This window comes from Candidatus Gracilibacteria bacterium (assembly GCA_041660965.1).
GTDB lineage: Bacteria > Patescibacteriota > Gracilibacteria > BD1-5 > JAGOOR01 > JAGOOR01.
The window spans coordinates 495368-514034 of sequence record JBAZVH010000001.1 but is presented as its reverse complement, the minus strand read 5'-3'; the positions used below and the strand labels follow the sequence as shown (position 1 = coordinate 514034).

General features: G+C 42.0%; 16 protein-coding genes. 11 read left to right on the top strand and 5 right to left on the bottom strand.

Annotation, left to right across the window (positions count from 1 at the left end; genetic code table 25):
* Window positions 1–15 precede the first annotated feature (15 nt).
* Window positions 16–876 carry a hypothetical protein gene (locus WC753_02500; protein ID MFA6080332.1) on the bottom strand — a complete coding sequence of 287 codons (861 nt, stop codon included), beginning with the start codon at window positions 874–876 and terminating at the stop codon, window positions 16–18.
* Between the two features lie 102 nt (window positions 877–978).
* On the opposite strand from WC753_02500, the gene WC753_02495 reads away from it, so the two are divergent.
* The 3 genes from WC753_02495 (at window position 979) to WC753_02485 (ending at window position 2930) form a co-directional block, all read left to right on the top strand.
* Window positions 979–1239, top strand: a complete 261-nt coding sequence (locus tag WC753_02495; GenBank protein MFA6080331.1) for a Trp family transcriptional regulator — start codon at window positions 979–981, stop codon at window positions 1237–1239.
* 214 nt (window positions 1240–1453) lie between these two features.
* On the top strand, window positions 1454–2665 hold the full coding sequence (gene trpB, locus WC753_02490; protein ID MFA6080330.1) for a tryptophan synthase subunit beta: 1212 nt from the start codon (window positions 1454–1456) through the stop codon (window positions 2663–2665).
* On the top strand, window positions 2649–2930 hold the full coding sequence (locus tag WC753_02485) for a hypothetical protein (GenBank protein ID MFA6080329.1): 282 nt from the start codon (window positions 2649–2651) through the stop codon (window positions 2928–2930). Before trpB ends, WC753_02485 begins: the two co-directional genes overlap by 17 nt.
* Window positions 2931–2941: 11 nt before the next feature.
* Here WC753_02485 and uvrB read toward each other — a convergent pair whose 3' ends face one another.
* Together uvrB and WC753_02475 are read right to left on the bottom strand one after the other, a co-directional pair.
* The gene (gene uvrB, locus WC753_02480) at window positions 2942–4888 is read right to left on the bottom strand and encodes an excinuclease ABC subunit UvrB (protein ID MFA6080328.1); all 1947 of its coding nucleotides are present in this window, start codon (window positions 4886–4888) and stop codon (window positions 2942–2944) included.
* 13 nt (window positions 4889–4901) lie between these two features.
* Window positions 4902–6062 carry a S41 family peptidase gene (locus tag WC753_02475; GenBank protein MFA6080327.1) on the bottom strand — a complete coding sequence of 387 codons (1161 nt, stop codon included), beginning with the start codon at window positions 6060–6062 and terminating at the stop codon, window positions 4902–4904.
* Between the two features lie 171 nt (window positions 6063–6233).
* Here WC753_02475 and WC753_02470 point away from each other — a divergent pair, with 171 nt between their 5' ends.
* From WC753_02470 to WC753_02460, 3 genes are all read left to right on the top strand, one after another.
* On the top strand, window positions 6234–7367 hold the full coding sequence (locus tag WC753_02470; GenBank protein MFA6080326.1) for a hypothetical protein: 1134 nt from the start codon (window positions 6234–6236) through the stop codon (window positions 7365–7367).
* Between the two features lie 472 nt (window positions 7368–7839).
* Window positions 7840–8616 (top strand): hypothetical protein, encoded by a 777-nt coding sequence (locus WC753_02465; protein MFA6080325.1) that lies wholly within the window; start codon window positions 7840–7842, stop codon window positions 8614–8616.
* Window positions 8570–9148, top strand: a complete 579-nt coding sequence (locus WC753_02460) for a phosphoribosyltransferase family protein (GenBank protein ID MFA6080324.1) — start codon at window positions 8570–8572, stop codon at window positions 9146–9148. The genes WC753_02465 and WC753_02460 overlap by 47 nt, the downstream gene beginning before the upstream one ends.
* Window positions 9149–9151: 3 nt before the next feature.
* Here the strand turns inward: WC753_02460 and WC753_02455 are convergent, their stop codons facing one another.
* Window positions 9152–10636, bottom strand: coding sequence for a hypothetical protein (locus tag WC753_02455; GenBank protein ID MFA6080323.1), 1485 nt, complete (start codon window positions 10634–10636; stop codon window positions 9152–9154).
* A gap of 113 nt (window positions 10637–10749) precedes the next feature.
* Here WC753_02455 and uvrA point away from each other — a divergent pair, with 113 nt between their 5' ends.
* On the top strand, window positions 10750–13599 hold the full coding sequence (uvrA, locus tag WC753_02450) for an excinuclease ABC subunit UvrA (protein MFA6080322.1): 2850 nt from the start codon (window positions 10750–10752) through the stop codon (window positions 13597–13599).
* Between the two features lie 2 nt (window positions 13600–13601).
* Here uvrA and WC753_02445 read toward each other — a convergent pair whose 3' ends face one another.
* On the bottom strand, window positions 13602–13898 hold the full coding sequence (locus tag WC753_02445) for a hypothetical protein (GenBank protein MFA6080321.1): 297 nt from the start codon (window positions 13896–13898) through the stop codon (window positions 13602–13604).
* A 131-nt stretch (window positions 13899–14029) separates the two neighbouring features.
* Between WC753_02445 and WC753_02440 the strand changes: the two genes are divergently transcribed.
* From WC753_02440 to WC753_02425, 4 genes are all read left to right on the top strand, one after another.
* A complete protein-coding gene (locus WC753_02440; protein ID MFA6080320.1) occupies window positions 14030–14974 on the top strand; it encodes an FAD-binding protein in 945 nt (314 codons plus the stop codon).
* Window positions 14975–14982: 8 nt separating this feature from the next.
* Entirely contained in the window at window positions 14983–15951 is a 969-nt protein-coding gene (locus WC753_02435) for a DHH family phosphoesterase (GenBank protein MFA6080319.1), read from the top strand.
* Window positions 15952–15969: 18 nt separating this feature from the next.
* Window positions 15970–17226 (top strand): pseudouridine synthase, encoded by a 1257-nt coding sequence (locus WC753_02430; GenBank protein ID MFA6080318.1) that lies wholly within the window; start codon window positions 15970–15972, stop codon window positions 17224–17226.
* Window positions 17227–17760: 534 nt separating this feature from the next.
* Complete coding sequence (locus WC753_02425; GenBank protein MFA6080317.1) at window positions 17761–18564, top strand: hypothetical protein; 804 nt, start codon at window positions 17761–17763, stop codon at window positions 18562–18564.
* The last annotated feature ends 103 nt before the right edge of the window (window positions 18565–18667 follow it).

Below are 18667 nucleotides of genomic sequence, written 5' to 3'. Positions count from 1 at the left end.
GTATTGTATCGGTATTTATTTTTTTGCAAATTGTTTACGGGATAATCGGATTTTTGTGGTTTCAAAATGTGAAGAGTCTGTTGGTTCGGGTTCTGTTTTTGGGTGTTGTAGCTCATCCAGCGTCATCTGTATATCATGGAGGTGCTGCATCAGCTTGATTTCTTGTAAAATTCTCCCATAGGGTCTATCAGCATTTTGGTTTAGAAGAAATGAGACGATGCCTACCCATCCTATGATAACGATAAGAACAGCGGTATAATGCCCTGAGGAAGCAAACAAATTCACAAAAGAATGAAAGAATGCTGCTAAAAAAATACCACTAATCACCCAAAAAGTCATCACAAACCCCGACCACTTTGAGAGAAAAAATTGTACAAGTCCTGCCTTGGCTCAGCTATCGATCCAGCGCATTCTCGCAAAAGACCCCAGAGAATACCACAGAGCGATAACGCTCGTAAAAAGCATATGCCCGAGAAGTCGAAGAGGAAAAATAGACCACGAGGAAAGAGAGGATTCGATACCAAAATGCTCAACAGTCGCAAATCATGCTCCTATCAGCATACCCGTATAGAGCACCCGACGTGTAGATATTGGCTTTAGCAAGAGGACAGCGAGAACGAAAAAACCAAACTTCACGAGTTCTTCCGTGATGTTATATCCTACTAAATATAGTGCGCCAAAGAGAGTGCTATGCTCATGATTGGGGAAAAAGTCTCGGGTAAGAGTGATAAAGCTTTCACCTATATCTTTCCCGTGAATAGTAAAGTTGAATACAAAGGCATCCACCGTTGTTTGCATACCACTTAAACTCGTAAATCCCTCGACAGTAAGGGCTGAGAGGATTCCGAGGAAAAAGACAATACTAGCGTATTTCATACCCTTATATTACTCTATTATTCCGAGGAAAGCAAGAAAAAACAAAAATCTTTTGACATTCTCCCTATTATAAATATCATCGTAGTACTACACCAATATTTTATGTCCTTTCAGAAATCACTCAGAGAAAATATTATCAAAGAACTGTCTCGGCATACAGCTGATCTGGATGGTTTTTTAGAGGATATTCTCAGCCCGCAAGAAATCGAAACGATCGATGAACGTATCAAAGTCATGCACGCGCTCGTGGCAGGAAAGACCCAACGAGAGATAGCGGAAGATCTGGATATTTCTATTACAACTGTCAGCCGTGGCTCTCGGATTCTCCAGTATGGACGTATCAAAGAGGGGTGGCGCAAGTAATATCCTCTCCGTCATCCGCCTCGGTGGATCCAGGACAAACACTACGCAAAGCGTTCCTAAAAATATAAAGAATGAGTTGATGCACCTGGATTCCGGCTCGACAATTTCCCTGACTTCGTCAATGAAAATTATCGTCCGGAATGACGAATTGTCTCTCCTTTTTATAGCTTCTTTGTTACATCGTAGTAATACAATAATTATTTATCTTTCTTTTATGAAAACCTTTACACAAACTCACATACTTCCTGATATACATGGGAATTTTTGACAATATGGAGGACGATTTGTCCCTCCTCAATTGGAGCCAATTTTACAGGAAATTGCTACAACGTATGATCGCGTTAAAAATGACCCCGAATTTATTCAGGAACTCACTTATCTACACAAGCATTTTACTGGACGCCCCTCTCCTATCTATCATCTCAAAAATCTTTCTGCCCAATTAGGTGGTGCTCAGATATATCTCAAAAGAGAAGATCTCAATCATACAGGAGCACACAAAATCAATCACTGTCTTGGGGAAGCACTTCTTGCAAAAAAAATGGGAAAGAAAAAACTCATCGCAGAAACTGGAGCGTGACAACACGGGGTAGCACTTGCAACTGCTGCTGCATTAGTCGGACTTGAGTGTGATATCTATATGGGTGAGGCCGATATGGAAAAAGAATATCCGAACGTGGTGCGTATCAAAATCCTCGGTGCTCAAATAATCCCTGTAAAATCAGGGTTTCGAAGTCTCAAAGAAGCAGTCGATGAGGCATTTATGGCCTATATTTCTGATCCTGTAACCCAATTCTATGCCATCGGATCTGTGGTCGGCCCTCATCCATTTCCGGCTATGGTGCGTGATTTTCAGAGCATTGTCTGACAAGAAGCCAGAGAACAAATACTCGAACAAACTAACAAACTGCCTGATTATTTAGTTGCTTGCATAGGTTGAGGGTCAAATGCTATAGGACTTTTTAGTGCCTTTTTAGATGATGAGTGAGTAAAAATGATTGGCGTCGAACCTGCTGGTTCTGGACCACAAATAGGGCAACACGCAGCCACATTAACGTATGGAAAGCCCGGAATAATACACGGGTTCAAGTGTTATGTGCTCTCAGATGGAGAAGGAAATCCGGCTCCAGTGCATACCATTGCCTCAGGGCTCGATTATCCATGAGTATGACCAGAGCATTCATACCTCAAAGATATTGGTCGTGTCCAATATACAACCATCGATGACAATGAAGCAATTGAGGCATTTAAAACTCTTTCTCGAACAGAGGAGATAATCCCTGCACTTGAAAGTGCACATGCTGTTGCTCATGCAATAAAGATGGCTCCCGATCTTCCGAATAATCAAATTATTGTAGTGAATCTTTCAGGCAGAGGCGATAAAGATATTGATTTTATAATGCAAAAGTATGGCGATAGATTTTAATTCCATCCCTATCAGACTCGGGGGAAATGCTCAAAACCATGTTCTCACGGTCCATATACAGGACTCATCCAGACTCTTACGCACGGATTCTCTCTTACAAAGTAGTATCAATGTACTGTGTGGGGGCGTATCTGAGGAAGTTATTGCTTGTCTCGAAATTGCTCCCAGTGATTTTTCTAGAATCATGGCTCACTCATGTGATAACCCCATTCTGAAAAACAGGATTCTAGCGCTCCTTGGAGGAAAGGACTTTCCATCAAAATAAAACATAAAAACCTACCCCTTCCAACTGATAGACAGTATTGTATCACGAATCTCTGCCGCTTTCTCAAAGTCGAGATTGGCAGCCGCGACGTCCATTTCGAGTTCGAGACGTTTGATATATGCTTCTTGCGAGATACCTTTTGGCACCTCGACAGGTTGCGTTTTATCTTTAAACCCGAGATCTTTGATAGAAGAGATAATAGTGGTAGGAGTAATACCGTGTTTGGTATTATACACTATCTGGGTGGCTCGACGACGAGATGTGATGTCCATCGTTTCTTGCATTGAGCGAGAAATAATTCCTTCATGGGAATAGAAAATAACATGTCCGTTAGAATTTCTCGCGGCACGACCGACAATCTGAATCAGAGACTGCGTAGAGCGTAGAAAGCCCTGTTTATGAGCATCGACGATACCAATAAAGGATACTTCAGGGAGATCAAGCCCCTCTCGGAGGAGATTGACTCCTACGATCACATCCACAACGCCTGTTCGGAGATCTTTGAGTATCTTGAGTCGTTCGATGGTATCTATTTCAGAGTGGAGATAGTGGGCTTTTATGCCTTGTTCTTTGAGATAGGCGGCGAGATCTTCGCTCGATTTTTTTGTGACCGCTGTGATAAGGGCACGCTCATTATGTTCGACAGCAGTTCTGATGTTCTCGAGGAGACTTTCGACCAGTTTATCCATACGTTCGACAGCGATTTCTGGGTCGAGAAGTCCTGTCGGTCGAATAATTTGTTCCACCATCGGACCACCTTGTTCAATATCAGAAACTCCAGGGGTAGCTGAGACACAGACAAATTGATTGATTTTTGCTTCAAATTCCTCGAAAAAGAGGGGTCGATTATCATACGCGCTCGGCAAACGAAAGCCATTTTCGATCAGCATCACCTTTCGTGCCTTATCCCCAGCAAACATGCCTCGAATTTGTGACAGTGTCATATGTGATTCATCGATGAAGGTCAGGAAATTCTTCGGAAAATAGTCTATCAGCGTCATCGGCGGATCTCATGGATTGCGACCATCGAGATAGCGAGAGTAGTTCTCGATTCCTTTGACATATCCCACCTCTCCCATCATCTCCAGATCATATTCGACACGAGTTTTTATTCTTTCTGCAGCGACGATATTGCCTTTTTCTTGGAAATATTTGATACGTTCTTGGAGCTCATGGAGAATTGCAGGTGTGATAGCTTTGACATGACTTGGGCTCGTAACCGTATGAGAAGCGGGGAATATCTCGAGTGAAGGAACTGATTCTAAGACGTGCGATGTGATGGGCTGTAAGACACGTATTGCTTCCAGTTTTGTTCCAAAAAACTCCAAACTATAATACTGTTCTTGGCTCGCAGGAAATATCTGAAGTGTGTCTCCGAGAACCCGAAACATACCTTGTGTGAATTCCAGTGTTCATCGCTCAAACTGAAGGGCTACAAGCCGATCAATAAGGTCTTTGAGCGTGTATGTTTCCCCGACCTGAAAATGCATCACTCCTCCGAGATATTCTTCCTTGCTCCCGATACCATAGATACAGCTCACGGAGGCGATAATGATAACATCTTTTCGAGTCAGAAGTGCTTCAGTCGCCGCATGACGCAGACGGTCTATCTCATCATTGATCGCTGAATCTTTCTCGATATAGGTGTCTGTCTTTTGGATATAGGCCTCTGGTTGATAGTAGTCATAGTAGCTCACAAAATAATGAACTGCATTGTGAGGGAAAAACTCTCGAAATTCCTGGCACAACTGGGCTGCGAGCGTCTTATTATGAGCGATAACAAGGGTTGGTCTTTGAAGTTTTTGAATAATATTTGCCATTGTGAAGGTTTTCCCAGACCCAGTAACTCCTTGAAGGGTCTGGTATCGATTCGGCACTTGAAGACTTTCAACGAGCTGCCGAATAGCTTCTGGCTGATCTCAGGTTGGCTGGTAAGGGCTGATAAGACTAAAAAGCATACAAATACAAAGATTATTTTTGACCAACTTTCCAATTTCCTTTCTGTATCAGAGCAAGGGCTTCCTCTTTTTGTCCATCTTTTCCGACTATGAGATCTTGGATTTTTGGGAGAATCATAGTGTCTGGTGTGATACCTTTCCCATCGAGTTTTTCACCAGAAGCTGTCAGCCAATGAGCCACAGTAACCTTTATCTCAGCGCCATTACTAAGGGAAAATATTTCCTGTACAGACCCTTTCCCATAGGTTTGTGTCCCAAAAATAGGGGCCTTAAGATGTTCATGGAGTGCTGAAGCGAGAATTTCGGCCGCCGATGCTGTCTGTCAGTTGACAAGAATGTAGACAGGAATGTCGACATCTATTTTCCCTTTGGAAACATATTTCTGTGGGTTTTTACCATCGGTTGTAGACACTATTTTTGGAGCCGCAAAGAAGAGTGAAGAGATATCAACGGCCGCACTGAGCGTCCCCCCTCCGTTATCTCTGAGATCGAGAAGGATTTTCTTATATTTTCCTTGATATTTTTGAAGTACTTTTTCCATATCTCGTCATGAATAATCATTAAAGGAAAGAAGATGAATAAAGAGTGTGTCCCCTATGAGTTCTTCTGTGATAATAGGGAGCTCGAGTTTTTGGCGAATAAGGGTGACCTGTTTTTTGATAGAAAGCACTGTGGAAAAAATACTGAGTGTCACCGGGGTTCCTGCGGGTCATCGTATCAAAAGCACTGCTTCGTCAGCTGTCATAGTAAAGGTTGTTTTGCCATCAATATCCTGAATAAAATCGCCAGGAAGAAGCCCAGATATTTGTGCTGGTGATCCGGGGAGTGTCCCCGCGATAAAAACGCCATTTGGACTATCTTCTATATACGCACCGATGCCCTCAAAATCCCCTTCCACCATTGTCTGAAATGAAAGCACTTCTTTCTGAGGTATATAGGTAGTGTGCGGATCTCAGAGTGAGGCAACGAAGGTTTTTAAAAGAGCATCTTCTGTCTTTTTAGTATCTCTCTGGGGGAAAAATGGAGATAGGGTATGTGTGATTTCCTGAGTGATATTGAGGAAATCCTTTGTGAAGGGGCTTCCAACGACGTTTTGCACAAAATTTCACTGCATTCCTATAAAAAATCCTGAAAGTAAAATACCCGCAAAGAAAAAAAGTATATTTTTTGTCATAGTAAAAATAAGAAAAGGGGAATGAAAGAGAAAATTTTATGTGTTTTTTATACACAAAAAAAATGTAAAAAGGAGATAGAGAGAGTCGTATTATAGGGATAAAAATAAAAATGCATTGTGAGTTTTTATATTTGATTTTAGGGGAAAGATATGGTAGTATATTTTTTGAGTATGCCCTCTTATAAGATACATAGTATAAAAAATAATAAAAAACTCTCTTTTATAATGGAGTGAGAATCTGAAGAACAAGTAAAAAACACTCTCTCATTAGAAGGATTTATAGTTATTACTCTCGATCTTTTACAGGAAAACCATGCTCAAGAAAATTATTTTATTTTCAGTGCCCTAAAAGATAATAAAAGTAGAATGGAAGGAAAAGTAGAGGCCCCTGATATTTTTCAGGCATATAAAATACTCAAAGAAGACTATCAGTATAGTATTTTAAAACTCTATCCTGTACGCCTGACGGATCCAAAAGAGCAAGACTTTATCTTTAAAAATGTTTTAGAAGTATTTTCAGGACAGGTAAATCAGGTTAAAAAAACAAACACCGAAGAAAAAACAAACACAATTATAACAGGGGAAATAACAATAATGAAAAAATATTTTGAAATACTTATTCCATTTATTTATGAGAGCCAATTAGAAAATAAAGAATCCATGATCTATGATATAAAAAAAATCATGATGACAAATGGTCTCTCAGGAATGGAGGCAATAATGAAGAAATATACAAAAATACTCTATGAACAATCCAATACACAAACAAAAAAAGCTATTTACAAACCCCTACTTCCTATCATAAAACGTACAGGGATTTTTATTCTCCCACCATGGTATTTTATGATAATAGAGATTCTAAAAAAAACCTCTGAAATATTTACAATACTGTTTTTGCCCAATAGGGCGGCCAAGAAACAACGTAAACAAAATCAGAGTAAAAAAGAGAATCCTATTCTCACATTCTTTCGGAAGACTTCCCAAGAAAAGCAGCTTCTTTCTAATAAAAATATCCAACTTCTCTTACAGAAAAAATACAGATCAACCAAGCTTGATATTTTTAAACAAGATGGAGGATTTTCTTATATTTATTCTCTCTTACGACAAATAAGGATTCTCTGGTGGATCAAAACCATTCAGGAATATATGACAGTAACGTGTTTGTATGCGTGATTTCTTATTGCTTTGGGCGTTGTGATTATCGGAGGGGTGCTGAGCACACAGTTTCTCTTTTTTAATCAAATTATTTTCTCTCTTTTTAGTATAATATTTGTTTCGCTTGTATTTTTTGCCAAGGAGATATAATTTTTGCATGATTTTATTGGTTGCTGTTATTCATAGCATTTTTGCTGCACTTTTTTTTATCTTCGGAAGGTATATTGAAAGTAGTATTATAGGGCTTATTCTCCTTGTTTTTTTTATAAAAATCATCCCGCCTATAGATGTGTTTAAAAAACCACAATTTTTTAAAAAAGAAATTTCAGGGAAGGAAAGTGTGTATCAGTCGCTTCATTTCAGTTCAGGAGTGCTGTTTTATTTGGCTCTCGTGGGACTCTCTATCAGCGCATCTCATTACTTTGATATATCGAATAATTTACGACTTTTCCAATACTGTATTTTTTTCTTATCGAGCACGATCTATGCTCTCTATCTTATGTTTTCTGCCAAGAGTCCAGGGATAGTCTTGATATTTCGGATACACTGTATTATCACAGGAATGTTTTTGATTATTTTGAGCTTTGCGTTGGTATTTTTCGGGGGGAACAGTATGTGATTTATGCTCCTTAATACGGTGTTTATCCTCTTCGGGCTTATGGCGGTACTCGTCCTCGATACGGACATTCCATATACGCCATATATTGTGGCCTTGTACACGTTTTGTGGCCTTGTATTTGCGGGAGTGGTAACATTTGTATCTACAATATCCTTTCTGTCGCCGCACCCTTTTATGTACACGCTTTTGCTCTCTATCATAACTCTTGCGGGAGTATATCTTTTTCTTCCTCAAATACTCAGACGATCACGGGCTGTGGGGCATACCCCTTATGCAGTCTGGCACACACGTAATACGTTGCTTTTTGTCTCATGGGGGGTGCTGGCAGTGCTGCTATATTTATTGTTTCAAGGAGAAGAAGGCACTTTAGACCTGGTTGTTCTGGGGCTTATCATACTTCTGGTATTTTGGTCGTGGGTCTATGTCCATACCCAGAGAAGTCCGATTTTCTTTTCGGGCAATATGCTGGTTTTGACAGCACTTTATGCGTATGTCTTTTTCTATGTTCTCTCGCCTGATTTTTGGCTTCTTCTTGTGTGCCTCTTTATTTTTATCGGAATTCTCCTCCTTTTTGCACGATATTTTTATGGCAAAAACGAAGAACTTATACTCGCGATAAATTCCGTTCTCTTTATTTGCATAGCGGACTTCTACTTTATTTTCTCAGGACAATACAATCTCTTTTTGATATCGACGCTTTTCTTTCTCCAGTCATTTCTTTGGTATGGTGTGTATGAGATTTTTCATCGTCACTCCAATGCAAAAATCGCGACACTATAAAAAAGCCATTCCAGGATTTTCGCTCGAAGAAATCTGGGTGGCTCGAATGTATGATGAGAATATGCAAAAAAAACTTCATCGCTTTAAATTTGTCCACAATCATGTTGACAGTGTCTACTTTGCATCGCTGTTTTCTTCTCTCATAAAGGAAAGTGGCATAAAAAATATTTCAGAGTATCTCGTCGTTTATCCTCCTATTAGTTTGAAAGATCGTATTTTTCGTTGACCAAATCACGCTAAAAAACTTGCAACACTCTGTGTTAAAACAACAGAAGCAAACACTATTTTTTGCCCACTAAAAAAGAAGTTTTTTGCAGGACACCAATCACGTCGCACAAAATCCGAAAGAAAGCAGATTCAGTCGGAGATTTTTCTCAAAAAACATCAAGAAGTCTTCCTAAAAAACAAAGATATCCTTATTATCGACGATCTTATCACCACAGGACATACCGCACACACTATGGGGAAACTCCTGAAACAAGCATGAGCAAGGACAGTCCAAGGACTTTTCCTGTCGAGTAAGAAGGTGTAAAAATTAACTAAAAATACTGGAAGGTTTCTGGTCTGAGAGTATGTCTCCAAAAAGTGAATTTGGGGTGAGAGAGGCATCTGGTTGGGGGGCAGAAGCTATGATATCATCGAGTGTGAGCCCAGAAGAAGCCGGCGTTGAGGGGGCTGGTGTGAGAAATATGTCATTCATAGGTTGCTCAGAAGAAGCAATGGGAGATTCTGTTTCGGGAGACAGAAGGGGTGTACTGAGAGGGGCCTCAGGAGCACTTGGAGGTGTGTCTATCTTTGAGTCATCTGAAATGGGGGGTACAACTTGTTCTTCTGAGAGCGTTTCTGGTGTCGGCACAACTGGTGGAGGAGGGATTTCTCCTTCAGAAGAAGTGTTAGGATCAGGCATAGACACGTCGGGGGCCACTGGATCATTTTGAGAAATATCTGTTTCTGATGAGGGATCTACTGTTTCCGGAATAGGGGCTTCTGTCGCTACGGGGGCTTCTTCTACCAGCGATACATTACTTATCGGTGTTTCGGGAGCAGGAGAAGCTTCTGGCTCCACGACAAGAGAAGCTTCTGGCTCGGTCATCGTAGGCGTTGACTCTGCAGCAATAATTGGAGCAGGCGCATCGGCAAGAGGGAGAGAGATTGCTGCCATCTGAGCAACCAATAATGCCTTTTGCGCATTTTTTCTTTTTTTGAGGAGATGCCACAAGAGCCACCCAAGAAGCCCAAGAACAAAAATCGTTCAGAGTGCCATAGCAATCAGATATCATGTGTTGCTCAAGAGTTCACTTTTCTTTGACACAACAGGTGTTGTAGGAGTTCCCTTTGGGGGCGTCACGGTTGGACGAGTAACGGCTACAGAAGCTACAGGGGCAGTAATGATAGGGGAGCTAGGCGCTGTCGTTTCAGGAGGTACGGTAACGACAGGTTGTGTTGATGGTGGGACAGTTCGGACAGGAACTTTTGGAGCCAAAGCATTGGACCCTAGATTGCTTGTTGTAGTTGGAGTTTTTGTTGTAGTTGCTGTCGAAAGAGTCCTAGCGACAATATGGAGATTGCTATCAGCGATGACCCATTTAGTACCCATATTTCCTCCATCTTCCAAAAAGGTTATATTGATGTTACCCGTCTTTCATCCTATAGAGAGGATACCATCGACTTTATACTCATTTGTTTGGGTGTTGTAGAGAATGCCGTGAGTAGTTGTATTAGTAGTATCCCGCTTTAGGGTAAAAGCAGGGGCTGTTTCGATATATTTTAAAAAGTTTGTATAGAAGTCCGTATTTTCCATGGAAACCAAACTTTTTAGACCATCCACATCTTTTGCATGAGCATATTTACTGAGGAATATGATGCGTCTATCGATATTTTTTGCAGCATTTTCTAATTTCTCACTCGGATTCAATGTAGGCGCAGGAGATAACACAGCTGGGGCGTTCGTGGTGGGAGCAGCAAGGGAGAGAGAAACGCTCATAAGCAACGCACAACCGAGAATAAGAAGCTTTTTCATAAAGAGTGATAATAAATATAGAGAAGGATACCCTATTTTTTTATTTGTGTCAAATATTTGCCACATTTTTATTATTTACTATACTCTCTTATCGTCTTCCTTTTTCTTGCCCTATGTCTGAAACCATCACACTGCTCGGAGTCACCACCCATAATCTCAAAAATATCGATGTTTCTTTTCAAAAAAACGCTCTCACGGTCGTGACTGGAGTGAGCGGATCAGGGAAGTCTTCGTTGGCATTTACGACACTGTGCAATGAATGACAGCGTCGCTATCTCGAGAGTCTTTCGACCTATGCGCGTATGTTTATCGGTGGTATGTCAGAAGAAGCGAAAGTGCGAGAAATATCAGGTCTGACACCCACTATCAGTATCGAACAAAAGACCGTAGCCCACAACCCCCGATCCACTGTGGGGACTATCACAGAGATATATGATTTTTATCGTCTCCTCTTCCTCAGCTTAGGGACCAGGATGTGTCCCAATGATAATACTCCGATGGTAAAAAAGACCCATACCGATGTTATCAAATATATCCAAAGCATTCCAAATGGGGTTCGTATCGCTCTTTGCGCCCAGATACGTCATCTATTTCAGACACCAGAAGAGTTGAGAGATTATGTTTGACAGAAAGGGTTTGTGAGATATATGGTAGACAATGTTGTCTACAATCTCTCTGACGAATTACCGAGCACCATACAGGATCCGTGGATTATTGTCGATCGTGTGGAGATCGATACGACGGATAGCACGCAGCTCGATCGATTGTCTCAATCTATATCAACTGCTTTTGAGTATGGCGAAGATGTGGTAGGTATTATGGACTTAAGTATTCAAGAAAAGTACAAAGCAAAAAGCAAAAAGCAAAAAGAAGGAATTGAGGTATTTTCTCGTGCCTTTCGTTGCCCACACTGTGGCTATGTCCCATCAGAGCTTACACTCTCACATTTTTCGTTCAATTCCCCTGCTTGAGCATGTACGCATTGTCACGGACTCGGTTCCTTGTTGTCATTTACCGAGGCATCAGTTATTGATCCAGAGAGATCCCTCGAGGATGGAGCCGTACTGCCATGGGGGCAAGATTCGTATTATCATTTTGTTCTTATGGGGGCATGTAAACACCATAAAATCCCTGTCGACATTGTCTATAATAAACTCAAGAAAGAGCATAAGGAACTCGTTCTCAATGGTTCAGATCAGCGACTCTCATTGTCTACTCCCCAGATGCAAAAACCATGGAATGCGAAGTATCCAGGGATTATCCCCTACCTCAATCGGGTCTATCATGACCCCGAGACGAGTGAATCACTCCATGAAAAAATAGCCCCATTTGTTATTGCGACGACTTGTCCCACGTGCCATGGGTATCGAGTTGGAGAGCAAGCGCGACATGTTCTTATCAATGAAAAACATATTGGACAAGCGGCAGAGCTTTCCGTTGAAGCATCGGTAGTATTTTTTGAATCTTTGCAACTCAACTCGGAAGATACCAAAGTGGCAACGAATATGGTAAAAAATATTCGCGATCGTCTCAAGTTTCTGAAAGGCGTTGGGTTGGGATATATGACCCTCTCTCGTCGATCGAATACACTTTCCGGAGGAGAATCACAGCGTATTCGTCTTGCGACTCAGGTAGGCACAAAGCTCGAAGGGATTACCTACGTCCTCGATGAGCCATCCATTGGGCTCCACCCGAGAGATAGTCGACTCTTGATAGACAATCTGCGAGAACTCGTCAACCTCGGGAACACTGTTATTGTGGTCGAACACGATGAAGAGGTGATGCGTCAATCCGATCATATTATCGACATAGGTCCTGGAGCAGGTGTCCATGGTGGGAATATTATCTTTGAGTGAACCTATGCAGGGATTCGACAGTCCGAGACTGAAACTGGGCTCTATCTCAGAGGAGAAAAGACCATACACATACCAGCATTACAGGGTGTGCCAAAAGAATTTCTCAGAATGGAAAATGCACGAGAAAACAATCTGAAAAATATTTCTGTCGACATACCTTTGGGCACATTGACGGTCGTAACCGGCGTGAGTGGTTCTGGGAAATCATCACTCATAAATCGTACACTGGCTCCAGCTATGAGAAACCTCCTTCATCGAACACGTGATTCTCATGGGAAAATATCTGCTATTACTGGTTTTGAATCACTCGACAAGGTCGTCATCATCGATCAAATGCCTATCGGCAAGACACCTCGTTCCAATCCAGCCACCTATACTGGCGTTTTTACAGAAATTCGCGAAGTCTTCGCTCAGACGCTCGAAGCACGTGCCAGAGGATACAAGGCAGGGCATTTTAGTTTTAACACGAAACAGGGCCGTTGTGACGCCTGTGAGGGGGATGGAGTGAAGAAGATTCAGATGCATTTTCTCCCCGATGTGCATGTGACCTGTGAATCATGCTGTGGCACACGCTACAATCATCTCGTTCGAGAAGTTCATTTTTATGACAAATCTATTGCTGATGTTCTCGCTATGACAGTCGAAGATGCGGTGGTGTTCTTTGCCAAATTTCCAAAAATTCGACATCGACTCCAGACACTTCTCGACGTCGGATTGGGGTATATTACTCTGTGACAATCTGCTTTGACGCTCTCAGGAGGTGAATCCCAACGAGTCAAACTCGCGACAGAACTTGCGAGAAAGGCGACAGGAAAGACACTCTATATCATGGATGAACCCACTACGGGATTGCATTTTTCTGATATTCAACGTCTGATGTCTATCGTGTCGAGTCTGGTAGAGCGAGGAAACACTGTCCTTATCATCGAGCATCATCTCGATGTCATCGCCAATGCGCATTATTTGGTTGATCTCTGACCAGAAGGAGGTGAGTGAGGGGGGCGACTTCTCTATCAATGACCGAGAGACGGTATCTTAAAGATCAAAGAATCCTATACAGGACAATGCCTGAAGGAGTATTTGGAGCACAAGAAGAAACAGAAGTAGTTTTACTGTGTTAAGCCGACTGAGGCATCACCAAAACATAAACTAACTGCAGCATCACCGTAACGTTCTCGCAGTCGCTTCACTGTTCCAGGTTTTTGCAAAGCTTCTTGAACCGCTGTTCGATATAGAATATCTGATAATGTAGTTGGATCAATAGCTCATAAATCATCTAACGGATCTGAAGGAATCCTTGGTCCACTTACAGGTTCTTCCACCTCACATACCTGATGAGGTCTTTCAGGAGAATCCAAGCCGAGCCACTGTCTTTCCTCAGAATCCAAGTCATCAAAAATACTCATAAAAATATATAAAGAAATAAACCAGCCAATATTAGGCAGAGAGAGACCTTTGTCAAATATACTTTTGGAAGATATTTTTGAAAGAAGGAAACTGTGGGTTGTTTTCCTATAATTTTCTCTATACTCCTTGTATGCTCGAACACGCAGATATTTCCCATCTCTCTGGATTTCATACACCATCCTCGGCTCGGTATTTTATTGAGTATACTGGCTCAAATCTCGATGAACTCAAAGAGGCAGTACGATTTTCCAATGAACAAAATCTTCCGATTCTCACGATTTCAGGCGGGAAGAATCTTCTTTTGGCTTTCGATGAATATCCGGGGCTTGTAATTCATAACAACTCAAATGGTTATGAATTAATACAAAATACAAAGGACAAAATACAAAATAGAGGAATATCAGACAATAAAAACAATCCTAAACTTTGTACTTTGTATTCTGCACTTTGTATTCGGGTAGCGTCCGGTCATCCCATTTGGGAACTGGCTGAATCCCTCGAACAAGACCACAATATCACTTTTTGGCATAGATTTCTCGGTCTTCCGGGGTCTATTGGTGGTGCAGTTTTTGGGAATGCTGGATGTTTTGGACTGGAGATAGGCCCCTATGTCGAACGTGTCTACATACTCGACCTAAAAAACGGTCTGGAACTGGAAAAAACGGGTGTCGAACTTGACTTCAAATATCGATGGTCTGAATGTAAAAACCATCCAGAATGGTTCTTGCTCTCTGTCGTCTGCGATCTTTCAGAAAATCGAGAAAAATATGCTGCTCCAGAAGAAGAACCACTCCTCTGGAGGGAGCGAGTCCAGCCCGAGGGGTATTCTTGTGGTTCTTTTTTCAAGAATCCTAGCCGTGAACAGTCTGCCGGGTCACTTATCGAACAGGTAGGTCTCAAAGGATACCACCATAAAGGAGCTTATTTCTCCGATAAACATGCCAATTTTTTGATGTCAGATGGCACAGCAACTTGGACAGATCTTGTCGAGCTGGTCGAACTTGCCCAAAAAAACATCTTTGATGCCACAGGTATTCAGCTCGAGCCCGAAGTCCGCATTATACGTCCTAACTAATTTCTACTATGCATTCTCTTGCTACTTTTGCTCATGATCTCGATATTCGCCTCCAGCGCCTCCATCATATAACTCTGGTTTCTCATCATAATCCTGATGGTGATGCCCTCGGATCTCTCGAAGGTATGCGATGACTTCTGCACAATAATTATCCTCACATACTGATCGATGTAGTGGTTCCTTCGCATCTATCAGACCATCATATTGATTGGATTCTTTGAGAATCCGTACCAGACATATCACACACCACAGACCTTGTATTCGTTCTCGATACATCAATTGTGGCACGGACTGGTATTCCGCCATCTTCTTTTGAGGGGCGAGACATTCTCGTGATTGATCATCATGAAGAACTGACCGATACCATACCATGATTTCGAGATACAACATCGTCGGCAACCACGATTATTATTGCAGAACTAGCAGAGATGTTGCACTGGAAAATGGACAGCGCCACGGCGACAGCACTTTTACTTGGTATTTACACAGATACTGGAGGTTTTGTGCACAAAAACACTGATGCTCGCACATTCAATACAGCCGCACGCCTCTTGGCACTCTGAGCTGATCAGGGCGCTGTTGCTCAACATGTTTTTGGGGATTACTCCCTCAAGTATCTCCATCAGCTTGGTCAAGGATTATCAGGTATCGAGACAGTAGACAATATCGCCATACTCTGTCTACAATCCGAGCCAGAATGATGATTAAAAACAGAAATAGCAGGGTATCTGAGTGGACTAAAAAATGTCGACATTGCCTGTGTTCTCCTTCCCGAGTGAGATATGATACGAGGATCTCTCCGAACTCGGTATGACCATATCGACGTCAATGAGATTGCCAAAAAACTCGGTGGTGGTGGGCACAAAAAGGCAGCAGGATTTCAAATTTCGGGCACTATTTTAGACGGAAAGATTTATATTGGCGAAATGGTGTATACGCCACAACAGTTTGCACAACATATACAGGATATAGGATAATTTTTTACTCTTTTTTTCATGCCCTCTCTTCGTCTCCAGAAATATATGTCTGAATGTGGTATCTGCTCACGACGCCATGCTGAAGAAGCGATTGCTCGTGGTGATGTCATCGTCAATGGCATGGTCGCACAAATCGGTCAGTCTATTGATCCAGAAAAGGATAAGGTAGAATACAGTGGACAGATGGTAAAAAGAGATGAAAAACGTGTCTACTATGCTATGCATAAACCGCGTGGAATAGAGACAACGTGTGCCCAAAAAGGTGGCGAAAGTATTGTCGACATTATCGATACTCCAGTTCGTGTTTTTCCCATCGGGCGTCTAGACAAAGATTCCTCTGGGCTTATTCTCCTTACTAATGATGGGCGTATCACACATCGGCTCTTGCATCCGAGTTTTGAGCATGAAAAAGAATACCTCGTCACTGTCTACGGGAAAATCACGGACATTGCGCTCCAATCCCTCTCTTCAGGGGTTCGCTATGCGATTACCGAAGGGCCGAAAACTCTACAGAAAGTGACGAGTGACGAGTGACGAGTGACGAGACGGGTCAACAAATTCCCAACTCGTAATCAAGGGCAATACGTCCAGACATCTCCTTGCGAGATCAAGCGTGTGAGTTCAGACACGTTCCTGATCATTCTCACAGAAGGTAAAAATCGTCAGATCAGACGTATGGTGGAGGCATGTGGATTTCAGGTGAAGAAACTCAAACGTATCCGTATCGAGCATATTCAGCTCGCTGATATGCCAGAAGGTGCGTATCGTGAACTGAAGCGAGGAGAGAGAGAAGAGCTCCTGCGCCGTGCCTGTCTGCCACTCGTGGAATATGCTCCTATTGTCGGTGAGGTCATTCACGGCGACGGACGTGGTCATTCTCTCGGGTATCCTACAGCAAATATCGCCATCCCTGAAAGTGTTCATCTACCAGATGAGGTTTTCTCCTGTCGAGTGAAGCTCGGGGAAGAAATTTTTTTATGAGCATGAACGTATAACTCGAAAAAAGAAATTCACCCACTACAAAATAATAAAGCAGAAAAAGTTTTTTTAGATAACGAACGAAACGACAAAACTCAAGCACCAACGGGTGTTTTCGAAGTCTATATTCTCTGATTTGACCGAGATATTTATGGAGAAATACTTCATATAGAAATTATGGATTCTATTCGTCCAAATCGTACATTCACATCGCTCGAAGAGCTCAAGGCCCAAATCGCAAAAGATGTGAACCATGTCCGTGCACATTGGTCACAAATATTGAGAGTGAAGGATTAGTCGACATGTTCGACACACTTCCTCTATTTTTTGTAAAAAATATTTTCAAGTGCACTCATATTTTTTGCATTCAAAGAGAAAAAGTGAATGTTCGACATGTCGACATCTTTCCCAAAAACCCCGGGGTTGACCGCTTACCGTCATTCCAGCCAAGTCCTGAGTTTATCGAAGGACGCGAGGTGGAATCTATTCCTGGCGGCGTTCTGATACTTTTGGCAGCAAAAGTATCCGGAGAAGTGAGTAAATCTCACTTCGAGTAGACTTTAAGATAGTGGACTGCCGAAAGCACATAAACTCGCTCTCCAGTTCTTCGACTTTCTTCTGTTATTCACGATGCTCAAACAGTATGTGCTCTCGGACTCTCGTTTCAGAGTGGCAAGAATAAGAGGGATAATGTCTGTTCCCGAACTAAAACTACCATCATTTTGTATTTTGTACTTTGTCTTTTGTATTGATGTAAGTTTTGTACTTTGTATTTCAGAGTGAGCTATTTTGTATTGAAAATAAAAGTAGACCTAGTATACTCTGCTGTATATGTTTTCTTTTATTACCTGTTTGCGTCATCCCACTACTGTCCAGTCGATGCCGATGATGTTGGCACTTCTGGAGCGGACACTGTCGACCATCGAAGCCCAGACCAATCAAGACTTCACGATTACGGTTGTCTGTCACGAGATACCCGAGCTTTCTCATACCTACCCCCATGTTGAGTTTTTGATTGTCGATATTCCACCACCGGCGCAGGATTTTGCCCATATTGTCGCTGATTTGGAGCTTGTTCGTCTCGATAAAGGGAGAAAATACCTCGCAGGACTCTACCATGTTCGTCCTCGTCATCCCAGTCATGTGATGTTTTTTGATGCAGATGATTGCCTCTCACCCCATATCGTCGAAACCGTGCTTTCCTGACCACGCAACCAGTCGTGGTATGTCGGCGAAGGATATATCTATGCGGAGGACTCTCGATGGATTGTTTATCGAAAAAATGACTTTCACACGCACTGCGGCACCTGTTATATATTTGATGAGCGATTTTATGCTGATCTACCTGCTGATATGTGAGAAATTTCGGAGGAATGGATGAAAAATAATCTCTGAAGCCATCGCCTCGTTCATACCTATCTTGCAGAAAGAGGCATTGTCCTCCAAAAGATCCCCTATCCTGCTGTGGTCTATATCATAAATACCTGAGAAAATCATAGTGGCCTCACAGGGTATGCTCGTTGGGCGAGTCGCCGTCCATGAATTATTCGTTGGGTACGGTTTATTCTGAAAATATTTGCCTTTCGCCCGCTTTCAGACAAAGTAAGGAAAGAATTTCAGCTGATGGAGGTGTAAAAATGAAGAATTAAAAATTAAAAAAGCAAAATGAATAAATAAGAAAGAATAAAGCAGGATTTTCTTTCGTCATTCTCACGCCCTGATTCCGTCATCCTGAACT